This window comes from Candidatus Bathyarchaeia archaeon (assembly GCA_041447175.1).
Taxonomy (GTDB): Archaea; Thermoproteota; Bathyarchaeia; order Bathyarchaeales; family Bathycorpusculaceae; genus JADGNF01.
Genome location: CP166960.1, coordinates 159,932 through 181,055, shown reverse-complemented (window position 1 = coordinate 181,055; position 21,124 = coordinate 159,932). Strand labels below are relative to the sequence as shown.

The following is a 21,124-nucleotide window of genomic DNA, read 5'->3' as shown; positions in this document are numbered from 1 at the left end:
ACAGTCGGGTTCAATATAAGGAGTAACCAACAGACAAATCCGCGATGAATCGGAGTAACGGCGAACACGACTTAAAAGACAACAGGGACGACCGTTGTTCTTTTAGAGGAACACTTTGTTCCTCAGAGAGAAATAAAAGCCATCCCCCTACAGTTATAACTGGTGTAGCGCGTGAAAAGCCAAAAACCAATCTTGCACAATTTTCCAATGCCAAAAGGCAAGGCGTTTGCCAGTGTCTTACTGGTAGCTTTAATTCTGACTCTCTGTTGGTCGTTACCTGCCCAAGCTGAATACAAGAGTCAATCACAAGGCATGCTGAACCTGAGTAGCGAATTCGGGGTAAGCTGGGACAAAGACGACGTGGTTCATGCTATTGCAGAATCAAAAAGCGATAACAGCACTGTGCTTGCAGGCTACACAGCTTCTTTGGGCGCAGGCGACTTGGATGTGTGGCTCATAAAAACTGCATCACACCTAAACGTCTTTCCCGGAATGGGCAGCTACTACATGGATTCTGTGGAGTGGCGAAAAACCTTTGGTGGCGCCCAAGATGATGTGGCAGAAGATATAGTTGTAGCCAGCGACGGCGGATATGTGTTGGCGGGCTACACCAAATCATTTGGCGCAGGAGGCTCAGACGCCTATCTGGTGAAGACTGATGTAGACGGCATTTTGCTGTGGAACGTGACCTTTGGCGGAGTAGGAGACGACGCATTAACCACTATTGCTTTGGCATCTGACGATGGATACCTTTTAGCTGGCTACACCAACTCCGACGTATCCTTCCAGAGCACTTGGGTGATAAAAACTGACTCCGAGGGCAATATGCAGTGGAACGCCACCTACCCTGGGCAAGGCACCAAAGCAATCAGCCCCGCAGACGACGGCGGATACGTGATAGCCACAGACAACCCAAACGCATTTGGGCTCATCAAAATTGATACCAACGGTCAAACGCAGTGGAACCAAACGTACTCTGGACCAAGAGCAGAAGCTCATGTGGAGTCGGTGACTCAAACGGTTGACGGCGGCTACGCGTTAGCTGGATGTTTGGTGACGAGCGGTTTCAATTCTTCTTCACCTTGGCTTGTCAAAACCGACGCTGAAGGAAACATGCTGTGGGAAAAAGATTACGGCGGAATCTTGGGCGTGTACTCCATTGTACAGACAAATGAGGGCGGCTACGCGATGTGTGGGGACCGCGCGTGCCTAATAATAACCGATTCAGAGGGTGATGTTCTGTGGAGCAAAACTTATGACGCCTTATCCGAGGACAATTTGCAATTCACGCGTGCTTACTGCATTCTCCAGCCGAACTCCAGCCAGTTTTTGATGGCGGGCACCCAGCAAAGCTATGGGCAATTTCTCACTGGACTTGACGCGTGCATGTGGCGCGTAACTTTAAAGCAAGTTGAGGACCTAACGCCGCCTCAAATTTCGATTCTGTCCCCTGAAAACAAAATCTACACAAACAGTAGCGTTCCACTGTTTTTCTCCCTCAACAAGCCTGCCATCTGGATGGGCTACCAAATCGATTCAGGCCTAAACATAACCATAACTGGCAACACTACAATCCCCGATTTGCCTGACGGCAACCACAACATCACCTTGTATGCTGCCGACGCTGACTACAACAGCGGGCGGTCACAGACTGTTTGCTTTGAGAATTTTGTGGTTGACACAGTTCCCTTGTTTGTCACGGTTAATTTGCTTCAAAACAGCGTTGAACCCGACGACCTCTCCGTGAACCTCACGGCAAACAAGCCCCTTGCATCAGCAAGCTACAGTTTAGACGGGCAAGCAAACCAGACTCTTACTCACAACAGTTCTCTGGCGGATTTAGCTTCGGGAGAGCACACTTTGATGGTGTTTGCTGAGGACGAGTTAGGGCTTGTGGGCACCTCAGGGCTGATTCAGTTCACTGTGGCACCCTCCGCTACGCCATCGCAGGCTTCAACCGCGAACCCGACAACTACAACCACGCCAACACCTGACATAGCGCAACCGCAATCTTCGCAGTTAACCGCCCCTCCTGAGCCGACACATACGCTGCAGGCTTCACCCTCAGACTCTGCGTCCTCAAGCGGCAATTCACGTTCACCTGAGCCGTTTTGGCTGGGTGTTACCGTTGTTGCTGTAGGTGCAAGTTTGATGGTTGCAGGTCTGTTCTGGAGAAAACGTGGCAGGCGCATAACTTCTTCAAAATTAATTCGTTTTTGGCGTTTCTAGCCTTCAAACCCTTTTTTGCCCCAGAAAAACACAAAATAAACCCTAAACTAAAAGAAAAAGCAGAGCTTTTGAGCAACAAGGAAACCCGCCGACTACTTGGCTTGTGGTCGCATAAAGTAGCCACACAACTTTAAACCCCCCAGCAAGCTACCGTTTTGCGGTGAAAACACCATGCAGAAAACCATAGAACCCAAACAGCGCTACCTTGTGCTGGTCAAGCTCAATCCCACCAAAACTGAAGCCTTCTACAATTCACTCATGAAAATCTCCGAGATACCCAGCGAAGGCGTGAGGCTCAACGCAACCTACAACGTTTTTGGAGAATGGGACTTTGCCGTGTGGTTTGAAGCTAACAGCAACGATGAAGCTGTCCATTTTGTGGGCGAGAAAATCCGCTCAATTGATGGAGTAGTTGAAACCACCACAATGCCTGCCACCCCAATCAAAGAATACCGTCCCTAACCCTCTTCTTCTTTTTTAAACACTTCGTGCCCAATCTTTTTTGTTAGCTTTTTCAAAAAACAAATTAGCCCCTAAACACAATTAATGGTGACTTGATTTCATGCCCGAACCCCGCCACAAAAAATGTATTCTTGCGTGCAGTGTTCTCAAAAAAGAAATCCAGCAGCTCAGAGCGCAACATGAGGTCGAAGCGGATGTTGTGTTTGTTTCAAAAGCGTTCCATGTAGATTTTGAGTTGTTAGAGAAAAATCTGCGCCTGATGATTGAACGCACTTTGCCGCGTTATGCTAATAAACCGATTTTGGTATATGGCGACCTGTGCCTTGGCTTAAACGGCGAGATGAAAAAACTCGCCCAAGAATACGGCTTGGTCAAAATTGATGCTTTAAACTGCATCGACTGCCTTCTTGGCGGGAAGAGCAAAATTGAGCAGGCAGACCCAAACCACGAATTCATGTTCATGGACCCCGGTATGATTGAGTTTTTTCGTGATGCCCAAGAGAAACTCAAACAGGAAGGTATGGCTGAGGATGCGTTGAAGGGTTTTTTCAGCGGAATTAGAGGGATTGTGCTTTTGGACACTTTGGGTGACGCAGAAAAAGGTAAGGCTGAAATCGAAGAATTACAGTTGGGTCTTGAAGTTTTGGAAACTAAAACTGTTGGGTTAGACAACTTGAAGAAACTGATTTTGGAAGCCTTCGAAAAGCTGGATTAAATGCGGATTCACCTTCTGGCTTGCAGCACTCTTAAAAGCCGAAAATAGCCTAACCTATCCCTTTTCCTTTTGCAGTCTCTCGATGTTTTCGACCCCTTATGCAGCCAATATTGTTGTACCGTTGGTTACTTTGCGTATGCCTCAACCAAGTCACGAGCTGTAATTATGCCCACGATTTTGTCCAGTGTCGAGACCGGTAGCCGTTTGATGTGTTTCATTGCCATAGCAGCAGCCGCAATGTGAACACTGGTACCCTGCGGAATAGTGACTATCGGCGTCGAGGCTGCATGTCCAACCTCCAAATGTAATGTCTTATCTTTTGCCAAAAACTCAGTCAACAGGTCTCGTTCCGTAAAGATGCCAAACGGTTCTCCATCGCGAGAGATTATGACGCTGCCCACTCTTTCTTTTCCCATAATCTTTGCAACATCCATAACAGGGGTTTTCTCGTCTGCCGTGACAACCTGCCGCGTCATGAAGTCGTCCACGTTCACGGCGGTTTCAGGAACCTCGGGCAAGCTCCGAATTAAATCTGACGCCGTGATCACTCCGACTAGTTCGCCTGCATCAAAAACGGTAAGTCTGCCCTTTCGGTGTATCATCATTTGGGCGGCTGCTTTGATTTGGGCGGCGGCGCTGATTTTGACAAGCGGGTAACTCATTACGTCTTCGACGTTTTCTTTGGCGGGGTCTTTTCCGCTGGCTAAAACCTTGGTTAGTAGGTCTCTTTCGGTGATTATGCCTACTGGGGCGCCGTATTTGGTTACAATTAGGCTTCCGATGTGTTGTTGACCCATGGTTTTGGCGGCTTCCTCCATAGAGGCTTCAGGTGTGGTGGTGATGATTTGGCGGGTCATGATTTCTTTGGCTTCTTTGTAGCGCGAAAGATTACGTTTGTATTGTGCGTATGCGCTGTCGAGGATGCTTGGGAACTCCTTTTTTAGGTTTATAGTTGATGCTCCCATAAAACTGCCTCATCATAAATAATGCTCAATCCCTTAATTAAAATTTCATTTCAAAACACAGTTTGGCTTCACTTGAAAAATGTGCAGAGGGCTACGGGCGCCGTTTTATGATTGCCTATGTTAGCCCAGTTTTTTGTACACAAACGTGAACACAAAAAACATCCCCGACGTAAACACAATCAATCCGCCAGTAGCAATGTCTAGCGTAGCCGAAAGCACAATGCCCAGCACGGTGCTTGCGAGGCTAAACCCGATGGCCGCCAAAACGGTTTTTCTAAACGAAAGCCCCAGCTTAAGCGCCGAAAGCCCAGGCAGCACGAGAAGCGCAACCACCAAAATGGTGCCGATTACTTTGATGGAGAGCACGATGGTTACTGCGACCAGCAAATCGAAGGCTACCGAAAGTGTTCTGGTGGGTATGCCCATGACGCGGGAGTCGTCTTCGTCAAACACCATAGACAGCAGTTCCCTTCGGAAGATGCCTACAAACAGCAAAACTGCCAACCCCAGCAATGCAACCATCATCAAGTCAGCATGGTCAATGGTCAAAATCGAGCCAAAGAGGTAGCTAAACAGCTCCACATTAAAGCCGTTTGCTATGCTTATAACAATGAGTCCTGTGGAGAAACCTAACGCCAACATGACCGCTATGGCGGAGTCCGAGGGCGCGATGCCTTTTCGGCGCATATACGAAATCGCAAGCACCGCCAATATGCTAACCCCCAAAGCAGTTAGCAGGGGATTAATGCCAAACAGGAGCCCTATGGCGATGCCGCCAAACGCCGTATGCGACAAGCCATCCCCTATCATGGCTTCCTTCTTCAAAATCAAAAACAGCCCCACAGTGGCGCAGGCTACTGCGGCTATGCATCCGCCTAAAAGGGCGTTTTGGAAGAATTGGTAACCAAACAGGTCAAAAATGTTAACTGCCGTCACTTCTCAAAGACTCCCGTGCAGTCATGTTTGTGGAAGACAAAGTGGAAGTGGTCACCATAAGCTCTTTGCAGAAGCGCTTCTTGGTCTAAGTCGCTGGTTATGTTGGCGATTTCGACTTTTTTGTTAACGCACAGCACCTTGGACATGCGGCAGAAAACCGAGGTCAAATCGTGGGTGACCATCAAGATGGTGGTTTGCTTTTGGGTGTTAAGGTCACCCAGTTTTTTGTAGAATTTTTCTAAAGTGGTGGAGTCCACGCCAACCACGGGTTCGTCTAGGAAAATGATTTCGGGGTTTCTGGCTAAGGCTTTGGCAACAAAAACCCGCTGCTTCTGTCCCCCAGAAAGTTGTCCAATGCGTTTGTCGGCGACGTCGGTTAACCCCATGAAGCGGATGCTCTCGTCCACTGCTGCCCAGTCTTCAGAGGTGAACCTTCGCCCTACGTTTCCTTTTCGGATGCAACCCAACGACACAAGCTCCCTAACAGTTAAGGGAAACTGTTTGTCAAACGCGGTTGCCTGCTGAGAAATATAAGCAACTTTTTCCCATGATGAAAACTTGTCAATGTCAGACCCAAACAGCCGGATGGAGCCTTTGGTGCGGGGCAAAAATTTAAGCAACGTAAGGATGAGGGTGGTTTTGCCTCCGCCGTTAGGGCCAACTATGCCTACGTAGTCGCCTTTGTTTATGGAGAAGCTGACGTTTTGGAGTATGGGTTCGCCGGTTCGGGAAACGTCGACGTTTTCTGTCTCCAAAATAGGGGGTGGTGCTGGATGAGTTTGAATCATTCTTGTTTCGCCGTTTGTGGCTATGATGTTGCTTCTAAGCCGATTTTAAGGTTAGCCAAGTTTGTCTGCATTTGCTCAATATAATCTTTTTCGCTTGTTGGACCCAGCATCAAATGCAACTCTAAAATTGTGACCTGTTGTCCTGTCTGCGCCTCTAACTCGCTTTTCATTGTCTGGGCATACTGGGTGGAGTAGACGGGGTCGACATAAACGACGAAGACTTGGTGTTCTTTCATCATGTTCACGATGTTGGCGATGGCGGCGGCGCTTGGTTGCTCATCTGCAGAGAGCCCGATTACGCCGTGCTGTTCAAAGCCGTATCTGCTGGCAAGGTATCCGAAGGCGGCGTGGGACACAAAAATATCTTCTTTCTGTTTGGTGGAGAGCCCTGTGGTGTAGTCGGCGTCTAACTGTTCTAACGTGCTTTTGAGATTGAGCCAGCGTTCAGTGTAGTAGCTTTCGTGTTCGGGATCTGCTTGCACGATGGCGTTGTAGATTTTTTCGGCTTGCTGCTTAGCCATATAGGGGCTTAGCCAAGTGTGGGGGTCATAGCTGCCGTGGTCGTGCTCATCTCCGCTACTTGGCAGAAGGGTTAGTCCCTGAGTTGTTTGCACGATGGTTTGGGTTTTTGTGCTTGAGATAACGGGCAGGATGTCGTCTTCCATCCAGTGGTCTGCTCCTCCGCCGTTGTAAACTATGATGTCTGCCTCTTGGGTGGCAACAATGTGTGAGGCAGAGGGTTCCCATGAATGAATTTCGGTGTTGTCGGGTACCAGCTGGGTTACTTCTATGTGGTCGCCGCCTATTTGTTGACTGAGAAAGGCAAGCGGGTAGAAGGTGGCTACGATTTTGAGGTTGGAAGATTCTGACGGCATTAGCAGAAACGCTGAGGCTGCGCTTATGCATATGATTACTATGATGGTTGCTGCGAGGAACATTTTCTGTTTTGTGTTCATAAGGATGTGCGAAACCTCGACATTATTAAATACTTTGCTTAAGTTAATAATGTTGATGGCGTGTTCCCACGAAAATTAATAAAACATATTAGCAACAAAACCACCCATAAAAGAGGGACCAACGTGACCATAGTTAGCCTATCCATACCCGACACACTCCTCGAACAAGTCGACCAAAACATAAAAGAAAGAGGCTTCATAAGCCGCTCCGAAATCATACGCCAAGCCCTACGCCTATACCTAACCGAAGACCTACAAATCGAAGAACTCAAAGGCGAAACCACCGCCACAATAACCATCATATACCGCGAAAACGCCGACCGCCGACGCCTACTCGAAGCCCAACACATCTACGGCGGCTTAGTCTCCACATTCCTTCACGCCCACGTTCACGAAGGCTTCTGCCTCGAAGTCATAATCCTGAAAGGAAAGGCACCACTAATTAAAAAATTCATAGACAACCTCAGAAAAAACGAACAAATAAACCAAATCAAAGTAGCAATCATAAACCAAAGGCAATAAAAAAGCGGTGATTCGGGAACTAATTCAAAGCGTTTTCAGGTTGTTTTTTTTTTGACTGGGCGATGCCCGCAGGCCGTATAGACCTATTTTGTGAGGGCATTTCCTGATTTTGCAGAAGAGTGAGCCGCCTCCGTTCAGGCAGCCCTTTTGCAGCGGAACATTCACCATGGCGCCTACAACTTTACAGCATTCTTCGTAATTTGTGAAATCTTTGCCGAACCCTTATTGCGCCATGAATGCTGCAAATTTGTCGTAGTTGGCTTTTCTGAGTTCGGCTCTGAGGTCGCGTGCCAATTGGGGATTTTGCCGTTAAACCCATGGCAGTCGCCGCAGTACAGACCACAGTAGGCAATTAGGTTTTGCGTTTTCTTCCTCCAACTTTTAATCGCCCATGCAATGAAGGGTTGCTTTACATTTGACTTTTATTGACAGGGGCGTATCAGAATCAAGTTTTTATTAAGGCAAGTGAAGAATTATGTTGAGGCTGAGAGCTTGAACTTCAAATTACTCTCAACTGCCACGTTAGCTCTTCTGTTTTTCGTCGCGCTTATCCCCGCCACAGTAGCTCATACGCCTCTGGAAACGGGAGACAATGAATCCATCGACGACGCTACGGTTATCTCTGACCCCACCAAATCCTGGGCAATATACGCGCAGCTTAGTAGTGACGGTGACGCCCAATACTACACCTTCAACGTAACATCTGGGCAAGAAATATGGGTCACTCTCTACAAGTCCCCCCGCCCCGAAGACAAAAACTTTACGCCACGGCTGGTCCTAATCGGTCCCGAAATACCCCCACAAGGCAACATACCCCCACAAATCACCGTTCCCTTGGGCTCCAACGCCATGCTTGTAAACCAAACGGAAGGTGAACTTACCTACGAGCCTTTTTCCCCTGGAACCTTCATCGCTTTAGCTGAAGAAACCCTCCCAAACCCTACCGCAGGACAGTACTATCTGGTTGTTTTTGAAGATGCCGAGGTGCCGCAAGGTGGCAATTATGGTGTTGCTATAGGCAAAAGAGAAATCTACACCTTAGAAGAGTGGGTCCTTATCCCCTTTAACCTTGTCAGCATTTACCAGTGGGAAGGGCAAAGCTTAGCGGTCATTTTTGCCCCAATGATTACAACATTAATTGTTGGCATAATTCTGCTCACATGGAAACTTCGAAAAGAAGAAGCGCTTTCAAACATCATGGCGTGGGTTGGCGCAGTCGCGGGCATAACCTTCATCGGCACCGCTGCCACAACCCTGTTCCAGATGCTCGCCGCCGCAACGCAGGTGGCTTTGGGTGCTGAAGCCATTCTTACAGTCATCTTCGTAATTATCCCGTTTGTTTTAGGGCTTCTTACTTTGAGAGTTGCCCTCAAAAACATTGACAAAGCCACCGTAAAGAAACGCGTCTACTTTGTCATTTTAGGTGTAGCCGCTTTATTTGCGTGGGCTGGACTAATTGTTGGTCCAGTGCTTGCCATAGCTGCAAGTTTAATGCCGACAAAAAGACGAAAACAGTCTTCGACTAAACCACGTTATGTCTAGCTCTATAGGTTGGATGGCGCCGGGAGAGGGATTTGAACCCCCGCGGCCAAAGAGGCCACAAGCTAATTGGTGCTTGTTTGATTTTAGGCATCTCCAGGCTTGCTCCCTACCTGGCTAGGAGACCCCGGCGCATATTTCCTTGTTAGAGATGCATGCGGTTTTATTATAGTTTCGCAACCGCCACATAAACCTTTACTGGAAAACAAGTTCATGGCTTCTTATAAGCAGGGACTTCAATTTGTAACTAAGCCGAATTCTTTGGATGGACCCCTATGAAAACAAACAAAAAAGTAGACGCCTACATAGCCAAACAAAATCCGCCCCAAAAAGAGGTTTGCCAAAAACTTCGACTCCTCATCCACGAAAGGCTGCCCAACACCAAGGAGGAAATGAAGTGGGGAGTACCAACATTTGGAGGAGGAAAATTTTACATTGTCGCCCTAAAAGACCATGTTAACCTAGGTTTCTCCTTAAGAGGTCTCTCGGAGGAGGAAATTGGCTGTTTGGAGGGCAACGGCAAAACCATGCGGCACATCGAAATTGCCCAAACCAAAGACATTGATCAACAAAAAATTGTGCATCTGCTCAGATTGGTCTCCGACAAAAGTGAAGGCTTCTAATCGAAGCAAATTAACGTTTGTAACACTTATATTGCGTCCGTTCAGTTAACTTATTTTGGAGTTATGATTATGAAGAACTTGCCTCACATATGGCTTGATGAACTCAGCACCAAAGAAGCCGCCAAAGCCGCCGACGACAAAACCGTCGTCATTTTCCCCGTTGGCAGTGTTGAGGAACACGGCGTCCACCTTCCCCTATGCACTGACAGCATCCAATCGGAGTTCATTGCCGTTGAGGTTGCCAAAAAAACGGGGTGCCTGCTTGCACCCGCATTTAGGCACGGCATATGCAACGCCGGACGAAACTTCCCCGGCACCATAACAATCAAGTTCGAAACGCTGTATTACCTCGCGCGGGACGTGCTCTCCGAGTTGGTCCGCAACGGCTTTAACCGCATCATCGTCTTAACTGGACACGCCGGGTCAACACATATGACGGCGCTAAAGCTTGCCGCCCAAGAAGCCATCCAAGCCTCCGAGAACTCCAAAGCAAAACGACGCACCCGCATTATGGTTTTGTCTGACTACGACTTCGCAGATGAACTGACCGAAGAGTTAGGGTTCCCCAAAGGGGACGGGCACGCTGGCGGGGTGGAAACCAGCCGCGTTATGGCAATCCGACCCGACTTAATCAAGGGCGAAGGGGTGACGAGTTTTCCGCGTATGCCCCGATTCGAAGTTGTTCCTGACCCTGAACGGTATTTCCCCAGCGGAGTCATGGGCGACCCCACTTCTGCTTCCGAGGAGAAAGGCAAAACCATGAACGACTACGTCATTGAACACGTGGCTAAGCTTGTGGAGGAAATAAAAAAAGACTAACCCGTAGCAGCTATTGTTTTTGGGCAATAAGAACGCGGTATCCGCTTTCTATCGCCAAAACCTCCACATTCCCAAAGGCTTCCATGAACTTTTCGGGGAGGGTTTTTTTGCCGATTTTGCTGCGCACCACCATCTGCAACGTGCCCCCGCATTCTAGAACTGTGGGCGCGCCTTGGATTATGGCTTGGACAATCTGCATGCCTGCACTTACTGGTGGGTTCGAAAGCACCGCCTTGAACCTGATTTCTTGCACAGGCTCGTAGAGGCTGCCTTGGTGAACTTCCACGTTGAGGGCGCGGTTTTTTTGGGCGTTTTGTCTTGCCAAAAGCACTGCCCTGCGGTTCACGTCCGTAAGAACCAAGTGGAGGGCGGGGTTGAATTTGGCTGCTGCAATGCCAACAGCGCCGTAACCGCACCCCACATCATGTACCCATCCCTGTTGGGGTAGAACCATGTTTTCTATAAGAATACGGGTGCCTGAGTCTACACGTTTGGTGCTGAAAACGCTGCTTGCCGTGGTGAACTCGAAGCTTCTCCCGCGAAGGCTGGTGTGTATGAGCCCGAAGTGGGCGGGGCTTTTGGGTTTCTCAGAGAAGTAGTGGTCTGTGCCTTCAGGTTTATGGGGCTTCATTTCTGGGTACTGTCGGTTTTCCATGTTTTGGGGTAAGTGCCGCGTTCCATGAGAACCCGCTCCAGTTTAGCTACGGTTCCCCGTTTCGCGTTAAGGATTTCAAATGTGTTCAGCTGAGCTTTTCCAAGAGCTATTGCTTCGCCTTTTAGGGTAAAGATTGCCACTAAGGTGTTTTTGGCTACTTCGCCCTCTATCGAGAGAACCCCCGGAGCGGTAAGGTTGGCGCCGTGACAGAGAGCATCAACCGCGGAGTCCCTTACCGTAAGCTTGGGAATCAGTTCCAGCGCGGTTTCCATGGGTTGAATAAATTTGTGTAATGTTTGGGGGTCTTGGTCTTTTTGCCATTCGTCAAACCAGTAAGCCACATCGTGTAACGTGACAAAGCCCTTGCTGTTTTCGCTTAACGGGCCAGACCGAGTTCTTCGCAGTTCCTGCATGTGGGCGCCGACACCTGCGATTTCGCCGATGTCGTAGCAGAGTTTACGGATGTAAGTGCCGCCCTCGCATCCCACCCGAAACAGCACGTTTCGTCCTTGCATTTCAATGAATTCGTTATAGTAGATTTTGCGGGTGCGGATTTGCCGTTTCACTGACGACCTCAGCGGGGGACGTTGATAAATTTCATCTTCAAATTCTCCCAAAATTTTGCGGATGTGGCTTGCCTGTACATCCCCGTGGAGTTTCATGACACAGATGTATTCTTTGCCACTGTAGAGCAGTGCCTGCACGATTTTGGTGGAGTCGTTTAATGTGATGGGCAAAACGCCTGTGACTTTGGGGTCAAGGGTTCCTCCGTGTCCGATGGATGGAACTTTCAGCAATCGTTTTGTCCAAGCGGCGACTTCATGGCTTGTTGGACCTGCGGGCTTGTCAAGGTTGATGAGTCCGTAGCGTATGTATTGTTCAGCTGGTCTTTTGTCTGGGCGGCTACCGTATTTTGGGTCGGTTGGGCCCTCATTTTTTATGTGGACTTCACGTTTAGTCTCCCATGGCGGGGCGGTTTTTGGCATAACCTTACTGTTTCTCCTGTTAAACGTAGAAAAAGAGTATCGAGGAAGTATAAGAGTTTACGTTACTGGGTGGCAGTTTGGGCTGTCTGCTTCATCTCTTCGAGTTTACCGGCGGCGGTTAGGGTCTGGGTAACTTCTTCGTCGGAGGCGCCTCGTTTAAGGTCCAGCTTGTCTTCAAGCGCAACAATGTGGTTTATGTTGGCACGTTTCCGTTTAACTCCCGTGACTGCTTTGGGTCCTGTTACGAGGACGAAGCTTTTATCCATGACATCAATGATTACGCATTTTTTGCCTATCTCGCGTCCTGCACTTTTCATGCATATTCTACCGACTTCAACTGCGGGCATTTTTCCTAACTCCTATGTAAAATCTATAGAATACAGTCGCTTTAGCGGTATTTAAGCGTGACACACCCGCTGAAACCCCAAAACCTCGGGGGGTCAACATGTTACGTGGATTATAGCTGCCATAGCCCGTTTCTCTAGCTCCATACGGTCAATGATTTCAGGAGTGGGTCTGATTACCGTTTCATATTTGCGTAGGATTTTCTTGGCTGCATCCGTGATGGGCAAGGCAGCCTCGTATCCTGTTCCTACATACACGACTTGGGGTTTTTCTTCCTTCAGAAAATCCAGTTCGTTCTCTGAGAGCGGCGTGTGTCCATAGAGGGGTTTTAGGGGTTTGGATTTTTTCTTCTTCCTTTTCGTCACACGACCATCCACATGCACAATTATGTCGTGCTCAAACTTGTGTCCAAACACCTTGACGAAGCCAAAAGAAGCCTTCACAAACAACACCGTCGAATAACAAAACAGTACTACTATTTACTCTTTCAGGATTTCTAGTCTACCTAGCAAAACGTAAACAAAAAAAAGAAGAAAGGCTAACAGTTGTGTTAGTTTTCTTTTTCGTACAGTTTTTTGGACCGTTTAAAGAACGGCAACGGGTTGTACCAGTTCCATTTTCCAAGCGCCGACATCACAGCGGGAACCAAGTAGGTTCGCACGACCAACGCGTCGATGAGGATGGAGAATGCAAAGGCAAAGCCCATTTCTTTGAGGAGCAAGTTGCTGGACAGCATCAGGGCGCCTAAGGAACCTGCGAGTATGATGGCTGCGGCGGTTATTATGCCCCCGGTTTGTTCGATGGCGTGGACGATGGCGTCGTTGAGTTTTTGTCCTTTGGCGGATTCTTCGCGGATGCGGGTGAGGATGAAGATGTTGTAGTCCATGCCTATGCCCAGTAGCAGAACCAGCAGAATCATCGGGGTAATGAACAGTAAGCCGTAGTTGAAAGCGGACTGGAAAACCAGTATTGTTGCGGCTAAGGTCCAAACGATGCTCATAAGCACTGACAGGATGGCAAACACTGGAAGAACAAGTGAGCCGAGCACTACAAACAGGACGAGACCTACGCCTATTGTGACGATGGGTAAGATAGTGTTGAATTGGTTGTCAAAGATTTGTTTTACGTCCAGCATGCTTCCGGTGGTTCCGCCTACGTAGATGCCGGTTATGCCGTTGGTGTCGTCGTAGGTGCTGTGAAGGTTTGTTCGTATGTCTTGGGCTTCGCTAAGGGCTTGGTTTGAGTAGGGGTCAATTTGGAATTTGAGTGTGATGAGAGCGGTTTTGTTGTCTGCGCCTATGTTTTGTATCACTGCGTTGTAGTCGCTGGTTGGGCTGTCAGAGACGGCTAAGCTGGAATAGGCGATTGGTTCTCCGTAGGGCATGGTTGGGCTGAGTATTTCCCCCACGCCCTCGTAGGCTAAGAGGTGGTCTGAGATTGCCTGCACCGAAGACATTTCTGCTGTGTTGAAGGCGCCGGTTGCGTCAATCAGTGGCTGCGAGAAGGTCACCACGATGTAGGTGGGGAAGAGGCTGCCGCCGCCAAAAGACGAGGAGAGGGTGTCGGAGGCGCTGATGGCCTCCAAGTTTTTGGATGCGCCGCCCAAGAAGTCGTAGGTGGGTGTGCTGGTTGCGCATATGTAAAGTGTGGGTACCGTAATGAGGATTGCTACCAGAACTAAGACTTTGGCGTGTTTTACGGAGAATTTTCCGCTTCGGGCGAAGTAGCCGTCTTTTTTCTGTGATTTTTCGCGGTGAGCTTCAGCGAAGCGTTGGAATCGGGCACCTGAGGTGGGCCAGAAGAGTTTGTTGCCCAAGATTGCGGCTAATGCGGGTACCAAAGTTAATGAAACCAGTAACGCGACAATTACGCTTGCGCCTACGATTATGCCTAAGGTTTGTAGTAGAATCATGGTTGTTGCGGAAAGTCCCAAGAAGGAGATGATGACGGTGGTTCCGCTGGTGGCTATGCTTTCCCCTGCCCAAGTCACCGACTTCACTAGTGCGTCTTTGACCGATAATCCGTGAACTAGCTCTTCGCGGTGGCGGGCGATGATGAAGATGCTGTAGTCGGTACCTACGCCAAGAAGAACGGTAAGGAGGATGGTTGGGATCATAAAGTCCACTTGGTTAACGTAGGTACCGATGACTACCACGAATATCTGGGAGATGCCTAAGCCGACGCCGATTGTGCCCAGAGTAACCAGTGGTGTAACGATGGATTTAAAGAATAATCCTGTGGCGACAAGCAGCAGAACGACGGTGACAGGTAAAATGAAGTCTAAGTCTTGGGTTGCGGAGGCGCCAAAGTCAGAGTTGAGGGCAGAGCGCCCAGTGACGAGGGCTGAGGTTACGTCGCCTGCGTCTGCTTTCAGTTCGGTTTTGATGATGTCTCTTAAGGCGGTGAGGCTGGTTTCGCTGGTTGAGGTTAAGCCAACCGAAATTAATGTGACGTCTTTGGAGGGGGAAACAAGCGAGTTTATGCCTGAAGCCAACTGTTCGCTCACCTCATAGCGGCTGGGGTTGCAGACTATGTTGCCCGCCAGCATTTGTAGGGACGCTTCAGAGCATTCCTTGCCCAGCGCGTTCGTGGAGCTAATCAGAGTCGGAGACAAACCCGAAGAGTTAGAGACGTACTCAACCGAGAAGTCGCACAGTTTCTGGTCAATATGTGCGGTGTCATTAGCCAAGAAATCCTGCAGGGAAAATGTGCTCATGATGGCGACGCCAAAGTCTTTGTTGTCACCCAAATAGGCATCCACGTACTGGGCGTTTGCTTGTTCGCTGGCGGCGGTGGCGCGTTGTTCGGGGGTACAGTTCTGGGTCTGGAAGCTTTGCACCCAAGCCTCATCAAACAGGTCCAGCAGATGCGCTGTGTACTGGTCGAAGGATTCGGAGTCAACATCCCTTAGGATGGTGGCTGTTTGATTGTAGGAGACTTCGTTGAAGGTGCCGATGAAGTCTTGACCCATGTTGTAGGTCTGGGGGTTCCAGATGATGCTTTCCGCTAGTGCATCCAGCGAAGCAGAAGCGGGACCTTTGCCAAGGTCGTAGGCGCCAGTGACAAATTCGATTGAAGCATCCGACGAGTTAGCAATGTAGTGGAGCGCGAAGTCTTCCAGTTTGGCGTTGTTTTGGGCTTGCGTGTTTGTCAGGAAATCCTGCAGAGAAAAGGTTTCCGTGAGGGCATTAGCAAATTCTTGAGCGGTTTGGTTGCCCGCAAAGAAGCTGTCAACGTATTGCTTGTTGGTTTGTTCTGATGCAAATGAAGCCCGCTGAGTGGGTGTGTACTGCTGGGTTGCGGGGTTTTGGAGGCTTTGCGCCCAGACGGCGTTGAATATGTCTAGCAGGTGGGAGACGTATTGGTCGAAGGATTCGGGGTCAGCTTGCCTTAGAATCTCTGCAGTTTGGTCGTAGGAGACTTGGTTAAACATTTGCAGAAAGTCTTGCCCCAGGTTGTAGCTTTGGGCATGCCAGATGATGTCATCAGAACGTGCGGCTAAGGCTACTGCGCTGGGGTTTCTGCCCAGATTGTAGGCTGCGTTAACGAATTCAAGGGAAGAGTTCGATGCAGCCGCAACGAATTGAGCTGAGAACTCTTGCAGTGCTGCGGCGTTTTGGGTTGGGGTGTTTGTTAGGAAATCTTCCAGTGAGAAGGCGCTGGTTAAGGCAGTGGCGAAGGCTTTTTCGGTTTCGTTGTTGGCTAAAAAGTTATTGATGTATTGCTGGTTGGTCAGGTCCGCTGCGACGGATGCCCGCTGAATTGGCGTGTACTGGCTGGTGGAGGGGTCTTGGAAGCTGAGTGCCCATGAGGCGTTAAAGACGTCAAGCAGATGCGACGTGTACATGGCGAAGGCAGTGGGGTCGGCTTGGCTAAGAATATCTGCTGTTTGGCTGTAAGCGAGTTCGTTGGACATGGGTATGCTTTGGGTTTGGTTGTAGACTTGGGACCACACATTCATGTACGTAGCGGGCACTCCGTAGAGTAGGTTGTAGGTCATGTTTGCGTTGTCGAAGGTTTCATAGACGCCTTGATTGGTCTGCCCTAACCCTGAGGTAAGAGTGGTTTGGGTTTGATTGTACGCGGTGGACCAGACGTTCATGTAGACCGTTGGGACCCCGTAGAGTAGGTTGTAGGTCATGTTTGCGTTGTAGAAAACAAGATAGACCCCGTCGTTGGTTTGGTTAAGCCCCGAAACCAAAGTGTCCACGGTCTGGTTGTATGCAGTGGACCAAACGGTCATATACGCGGTTGGTACCCCGTAAAGCAGGTTGAAGGTTAAGTTAGCGTTCTCGTATACGGTGTAGGTGGCTTCATTGGTTTGGTTAAGCACTGGAACCAGTACAGTGTAGATGCTGGTTACATTTTCCAAGTTTGAAATGTCTGGGTTTGCTTTTATGTCGTTGATGACGCGGTTGATGAAGTCTTGGGTTTGCATGGAAGAGGCATTTTGTGAGGAAACCACAATCATCAAGGTTTCATTAGATACGGTTGACGCGAACTGGGCGCTGATCATGTCGCTTGCCTTTTGTGACTCCAAGTTTTTGTCTGAGGCGGTGTCCATCTGCAGTGAGACGACTCCGCTAAGGTCTAAAACAAAGGGAAGTACCAAGACAAGAATCAGCAGCCAAGCAACGAGAACCGCGTATTTGCGTTTCGTAATTAGCTTGCCAATTTTTGTGAAACTGTTTTGCTTTTCTGCATGCATAGGGAAACCCCCAATTGAGTGAATAAGTTTTCCAGAGGAGAAAAGGCGCCGTTCGGATTAACGTTCACCCGAGCATACTCGGCTCTCCGCAAAACATATAGGGTGAAAAAGCGTAGCACCAAACATGCGCCGGATGATTCTGGAAGTTTCCGAAAAAGAACTCGCCAAACTTGGCTTTGAAACCTCAGTTTTTCAACAGATAAAATCGCTTGAACTGCAACATTTTCTAAGGCAAGACAAAACAGAATTCGCCGCCATCTGGAAAGTGGAATTCAAAGACTCCTCCGCAAAGGTGAAGGACTTGTTGGCAAACGGTTTCTTGGTGGAAGCGCAAGTTTTGGAGAAGGAAAAAAACGGCGTTTACACGGTGTTTATGCGGGGTGGACCCATCCTGTCTACTGTTTTAGAATCCGTGGGTGTCGTGGAAGGATATCTGTTCCCGCCTTTAGAAATTCGAGATGGCAAAATCAAAATTTCGTTCATAGGTAGCGAACGGCAAGTGGGCACGTTTTTAGAGAAAATCTCTAAGAAAGGCATCCGCTACAAAGTTATCCTCCTTACGCATGCAGATTTCTCGCTCAACTCGCCGCTAAATCAGCTCACTGAAAAGCAACGGGAGATTCTCGTGGCAGCCCACAAACTTGGCTACTACGACATCCCCAGAAAAATCACCTCACAGCAGTTGGCAAAAAAGCTGGGCATTGGAGACTCAACTTTGGTGGAGCATCTAAGAAAAGCCGAGCAGCGCCTGATAAACCACCTGCTCGACACGCAGTAGCCAACCAGAAACCGTAGCGGGATAGAGGCTATCAAAAAAGTAGCTAACCTACCTACCTCAGCAATGCATAAACTGGCTGCTTAAATTGCCATGCGTTCAAAATGGTACAGGTACTCCTGTGCGTACCCTGCGTATTTCCCAAAGTAGCTTCTGCCAAAACTGCAGAGCCGCTCATAATCGCCACTGCTCAACGAATCACCGCGGGACAGCCGCTGGAAAACCACTGGCTCCAACTTGTCACCATAATGGTTCAGTATGACCCGCTTCACCCAGACATCCACCGGAAACGCCTCGGTTTTGTCCAGCGAAAAAAACAAGACGCAGTCCGCCACTTTTGCACCCACGCCCGGAAGCTCCATCAAAGCCTTCTTTGCCTCCACGTAAGGCAACTTCTTTACTGCTTGGAGGTCAAATGTGCCTTTGTGAACTCGCTGTGCTGTTGCAAGCGCGTACTTCGCCCGGTAACCTAATCCGCAAGCCTTCAAATCCTGCTCTGAAGCGGCGGCGAGTTTTTCGCATGTTGGAAACGTGTAGAACGTTTTATCATCCAGCACGGTTTTTTCGCCGAATTTTTCGGCTATGTTGTTGAGCATGTGTTTAATGGCGGGTATGCTTTTGTAGGTGGCGCAGATGTAGGAGATGAGGCATTCCCATGGGTTCTGCCTTATGCACCGTAGACCCCAATACGCCTTAAGCGCCATGGCTATGTGAGGGTCTTTGTTTATGCTGTCGGCGATTTTCTGCAGGTCATCATCCAACCCGAAATAGTGCTCCACAAACGCTTCGTCAACGTTTACGTACTCGAATTTGCCGTTGATCTGCCGAACCTTAAAAACATGTTCACCAGCGACGCCGTACCACCAGTCCCCCAGTTTGTCCCAGCGGAAAACCTGCCCACAACACAACGTCACGTCCAGCCAAAACGGCAACTCGCAAAGCCCCATTAATGCTCCTCCAAAAACCTCTCCGCGTCGGGAACCTGCAAAGCCAACCCCTTCCGCTGCCTTACCGCCGTGATTACTTTTGGCGCCACCTTTTTGGGCACCTCCAACCAGCTTTCCAGCATGTTTTGCCAAAACGCCCTTCCTGAGGTTGCCGACCGTAACTCTTTGGATAACCCAAACGTTTCTGAAACGGGGATGTGCCCTGTGATGACTGTTAGTTGCCCTTTTTGTTCGAAGGCGGAGATTTTTCCGCGTCGAGTTTCCACGATTCGGGAGCATTCCCCTGCCAGCTCGGTAGGGACGGTTATGACTGTTTTGTACACTGGTTCCAGCAGCACAGGTTGAGCGCTTAAAAAGGCGCCAAAGATGGCTTTTCCCACGCCATGCATGACCTCTGTGGGGCTTTGTTGCTCTTTATCCACGCTAAGCTGCACATCCAGCAGGTTCACCTTCACATGCCGCATGGGTTCAGCGCATAAGGGACCTGCATTGCAGGCAAACTCAAAGCCGCTAATGATGGCTTCTAAGACTTCCTGAATTTCAGGCTCCTTCTCCAAGTTGCAGTTCACTAGGACATTTCTGTACTCATCAATCGAAAGCACACTGCCCTGCTCATATACTTGAATCTGCTCTGGCTGCCCTTGCTCTTGAGGCTCCACCTGCACCGTGAACCTGTTTTGCCTGTTTGGGCTCAGAGCAGATGCAGCCGCCCCTTTCTTTGTTGCTGTTTCGCGGTACACGATTCGGGGTGCAGAAACCGAAACCTCCAATCCTCCGCTCAGAACCTTGAGCTGGTTTAATGCGACCTCCAAATGCAGCTCCCCCATAACACTGAGCAGGTATTCGCCTGTTTCTTTGTCAACGTTCACTGCAAGGTTTGGGTCTTCAGTGACAAGCTTATGCAACGCTTTAAGCACGTCAAAGATGTCTTTGGGGTCTTTAGGCTCCACCGCAACCGTCACCACAGGCTCCGAAACATAGTTTATGCCCTCAAACGGCACCATGCCTACCTTGTGCGCTACGTCCACGAGGGTTTCGCCTGCCCGCAGAACTTCAGAAACCGCCAAAACCGCAATGTTCCCCGCAGAAACTTGACTCACAACTTCCTTAAAGGAGCCCATGTAAACATAGACTTTTTTGACAACCGTTTCCCGCAGGGCATTAACGCAGTGCAGCGTATCCCCTTCCCTGATTGTGCCCGAAAACAGCCTGCCCGTGACGATGCTGCCCCCTGTTAAGTCAGGTTCCACCTGTGTCACACACATAACCGCCATTTCTTCGTCATCACAACCAGCGATGGCTGCTCCCGCGTCAGACTTTTGCATGCCACTCCAGATTTTCTCCACACGGTAAGCCTGCGCGGTTTTCGGGTCAGGAAGACTGCTGACTGCCATTTCAAAGATTGCGTTATAAACGGGCAATGTTTTACTTAGCTGCTGTTGCGAGGCGTTTTTGTAGGCAGCAATAACGTCGTTGAATTTGGCCCCTTTACCCTTGGCAATGCCCAACGTGAAGCCCCACCCATGCAGAGCCGAGCCGAACGCAACGCTGCCTTTTGCGGGGTTAACTTTCCATTGGTTGCTGAAGGGTTTTTCGCCATAAAGCTCGATAAGGTCGTTAAAGCCGCCTATGATGTGGTAAAGTTTCTGTTCAATTTGTTCCGCGCTCAGCTGCATTTCGGTGATTAAGCGGTCTACTTTGTTGATGAAAAGCACTGGCTGTACCCGCTCTGCAAGTGCTTGCCGCGTCACGATTTCCGTCTGGGCCATAATCTCTTCTACCGCATCAACCAACACAACCACGCCGTCAATGGCTCGGAGTGCCCTTGTGACTTTGCCCGTGAAATCCACATGTCCAGGCGTGTCCACCAAGTTAATCAAGTAAGGTGTGTTTTGGCGCTTGATGAGGAGGCTGATGTTGGCGGTTTTTATGGTGATTTTCCGCCGCTGTTCCTCAGCTAAGTAGTCTAAAACTCGTGCAGAACCCGCCATCTGCGGCGAAAGCAACCCCACGCCAGCCAGAAGTGCATCCGCCAGAGTCGTTTTTCCATGGTCAATATGTGCCACTATGCCTAAATTGCGGATTTGCCCTTTTTGGCTCATGAGCTGCTGAATTTCGTTTAGCTGCTTAAACCTTGGCATTTGGTACACAAAC

Annotated in this window: 19 protein-coding genes and 1 tRNA gene; 8 read left to right on the top strand and 12 right to left on the bottom strand. The window is 49.3% G+C overall.

Going from position 1 to position 21,124, the window contains the following annotated elements; translation table 11 throughout:
- The first annotated feature begins 171 nt into the window (after nt 1–171).
- The 3 genes from ACBZ72_01035 to ACBZ72_01025 all read left to right on the top strand — a co-directional run bounded on the left by ACBZ72_01035 (nt 172) and on the right by ACBZ72_01025 (nt 3,406).
- On the top strand, nt 172–2,229 hold the full coding sequence (locus ACBZ72_01035) for a PQQ-binding-like beta-propeller repeat protein (GenBank protein ID XES77474.1): 2,058 nt from the start codon (nt 172–174) through the stop codon (nt 2,227–2,229).
- 171 nt (nt 2,230–2,400) lie between these two features.
- Entirely contained in the window at nt 2,401–2,691 is a 291-nt protein-coding gene (locus tag ACBZ72_01030; protein ID XES77473.1) for an Lrp/AsnC ligand binding domain-containing protein, read from the top strand.
- Nucleotides 2,692–2,791: 100 nt separating this feature from the next.
- Nucleotides 2,792–3,406: a DUF1638 domain-containing protein gene (locus ACBZ72_01025; protein XES77472.1), complete on the top strand. Its 615-nt coding sequence runs from the start codon at nt 2,792–2,794 to the stop codon at nt 3,404–3,406.
- Between the two features lie 125 nt (nt 3,407–3,531).
- Here ACBZ72_01025 and ACBZ72_01020 read toward each other — a convergent pair whose 3' ends face one another.
- The 4 genes from ACBZ72_01020 to ACBZ72_01005 form a co-directional block, all read right to left on the bottom strand.
- Entirely contained in the window at nt 3,532–4,371 is an 840-nt protein-coding gene (locus ACBZ72_01020) for a cyclic nucleotide-binding/CBS domain-containing protein (GenBank protein ID XES77471.1), read from the bottom strand.
- Nucleotides 4,372–4,491: 120 nt separating this feature from the next.
- A complete protein-coding gene (locus tag ACBZ72_01015; GenBank protein XES77470.1) occupies nt 4,492–5,307 on the bottom strand; it encodes a metal ABC transporter permease in 816 nt (271 codons plus the stop codon).
- Nucleotides 5,304–6,095 (bottom strand): metal ABC transporter ATP-binding protein, encoded by a 792-nt coding sequence (locus ACBZ72_01010; GenBank protein XES77469.1) that lies wholly within the window; start codon nt 6,093–6,095, stop codon nt 5,304–5,306. The genes ACBZ72_01015 and ACBZ72_01010 overlap by 4 nt, the downstream gene beginning before the upstream one ends.
- Nucleotides 6,096–6,115: 20 nt before the next feature.
- Complete coding sequence (locus ACBZ72_01005; GenBank protein XES77468.1) at nt 6,116–7,051, bottom strand: metal ABC transporter substrate-binding protein; 936 nt, start codon at nt 7,049–7,051, stop codon at nt 6,116–6,118.
- Nucleotides 7,052–7,174: 123 nt separating this feature from the next.
- Here ACBZ72_01005 and ACBZ72_01000 point away from each other — a divergent pair, with 123 nt between their 5' ends.
- Nucleotides 7,175–7,573: a CopG family ribbon-helix-helix protein gene (locus ACBZ72_01000; GenBank protein ID XES77467.1), complete on the top strand. Its 399-nt coding sequence runs from the start codon at nt 7,175–7,177 to the stop codon at nt 7,571–7,573.
- A gap of 492 nt (nt 7,574–8,065) precedes the next feature.
- Nucleotides 8,066–9,115, top strand: coding sequence for a hypothetical protein (locus tag ACBZ72_00995; protein ID XES77466.1), 1,050 nt, complete (start codon nt 8,066–8,068; stop codon nt 9,113–9,115).
- Between the two features lie 14 nt (nt 9,116–9,129).
- Here the strand turns inward: ACBZ72_00995 and ACBZ72_00990 are convergent.
- Nucleotides 9,130–9,244, bottom strand: a tRNA-Ser gene (locus ACBZ72_00990).
- Nucleotides 9,245–9,387: 143 nt separating this feature from the next.
- Here ACBZ72_00990 and ACBZ72_00985 point away from each other — a divergent pair.
- The gene (locus ACBZ72_00985) at nt 9,388–9,735 is read left to right on the top strand and encodes a DUF1801 domain-containing protein (protein XES77465.1); all 348 of its coding nucleotides are present in this window, start codon (nt 9,388–9,390) and stop codon (nt 9,733–9,735) included.
- Nucleotides 9,736–9,804: 69 nt separating this feature from the next.
- Nucleotides 9,805–10,554, top strand: coding sequence for a creatininase family protein (locus ACBZ72_00980; GenBank protein XES77464.1), 750 nt, complete (start codon nt 9,805–9,807; stop codon nt 10,552–10,554).
- 10 nt (nt 10,555–10,564) lie between these two features.
- Here ACBZ72_00980 and ACBZ72_00975 read toward each other — a convergent pair whose 3' ends face one another.
- From ACBZ72_00975 to ACBZ72_00955, 5 genes are all read right to left on the bottom strand, one after another.
- The gene (locus ACBZ72_00975) at nt 10,565–11,185 is read right to left on the bottom strand and encodes a class I SAM-dependent methyltransferase (GenBank protein XES77463.1); all 621 of its coding nucleotides are present in this window, start codon (nt 11,183–11,185) and stop codon (nt 10,565–10,567) included.
- Nucleotides 11,182–12,195 carry an RNA-guided pseudouridylation complex pseudouridine synthase subunit Cbf5 gene (locus ACBZ72_00970; protein XES77462.1) on the bottom strand — a complete coding sequence of 338 codons (1,014 nt, stop codon included), beginning with the start codon at nt 12,193–12,195 and terminating at the stop codon, nt 11,182–11,184. Before ACBZ72_00970 ends, ACBZ72_00975 begins: the two co-directional genes overlap by 4 nt.
- A gap of 62 nt (nt 12,196–12,257) precedes the next feature.
- Nucleotides 12,258–12,542 (bottom strand): 50S ribosomal protein L14e, encoded by a 285-nt coding sequence (locus ACBZ72_00965; protein ID XES77461.1) that lies wholly within the window; start codon nt 12,540–12,542, stop codon nt 12,258–12,260.
- Nucleotides 12,543–12,635: 93 nt separating this feature from the next.
- Complete coding sequence (locus tag ACBZ72_00960) at nt 12,636–12,983, bottom strand: hypothetical protein (GenBank protein ID XES77460.1); 348 nt, start codon at nt 12,981–12,983, stop codon at nt 12,636–12,638.
- 107 nt (nt 12,984–13,090) lie between these two features.
- A complete protein-coding gene (locus ACBZ72_00955) occupies nt 13,091–17,248 on the bottom strand; it encodes an MMPL family transporter (GenBank protein ID XES77459.1) in 4,158 nt (1,385 codons plus the stop codon).
- Between the two features lie 133 nt (nt 17,249–17,381).
- Here ACBZ72_00955 and ACBZ72_00950 point away from each other — a divergent pair, with 133 nt between their 5' ends.
- Complete coding sequence (locus tag ACBZ72_00950) at nt 17,382–18,026, top strand: helix-turn-helix domain-containing protein (protein XES77458.1); 645 nt, start codon at nt 17,382–17,384, stop codon at nt 18,024–18,026.
- An 80-nt stretch (nt 18,027–18,106) separates the two neighbouring features.
- Here the strand turns inward: ACBZ72_00950 and ACBZ72_00945 are convergent, their stop codons facing one another.
- Together ACBZ72_00945 and ACBZ72_00940 are read right to left on the bottom strand one after the other, a co-directional pair.
- The gene (locus tag ACBZ72_00945; protein XES77457.1) at nt 18,107–18,970 is read right to left on the bottom strand and encodes a DNA-3-methyladenine glycosylase; all 864 of its coding nucleotides are present in this window, start codon (nt 18,968–18,970) and stop codon (nt 18,107–18,109) included.
- Nucleotides 18,970–21,111: a GTP-binding protein gene (locus tag ACBZ72_00940; GenBank protein XES77456.1), complete on the bottom strand. Its 2,142-nt coding sequence runs from the start codon at nt 21,109–21,111 to the stop codon at nt 18,970–18,972. Before ACBZ72_00940 ends, ACBZ72_00945 begins: the two co-directional genes overlap by 1 nt.
- Nucleotides 21,112–21,124 lie beyond the last annotated feature (13 nt).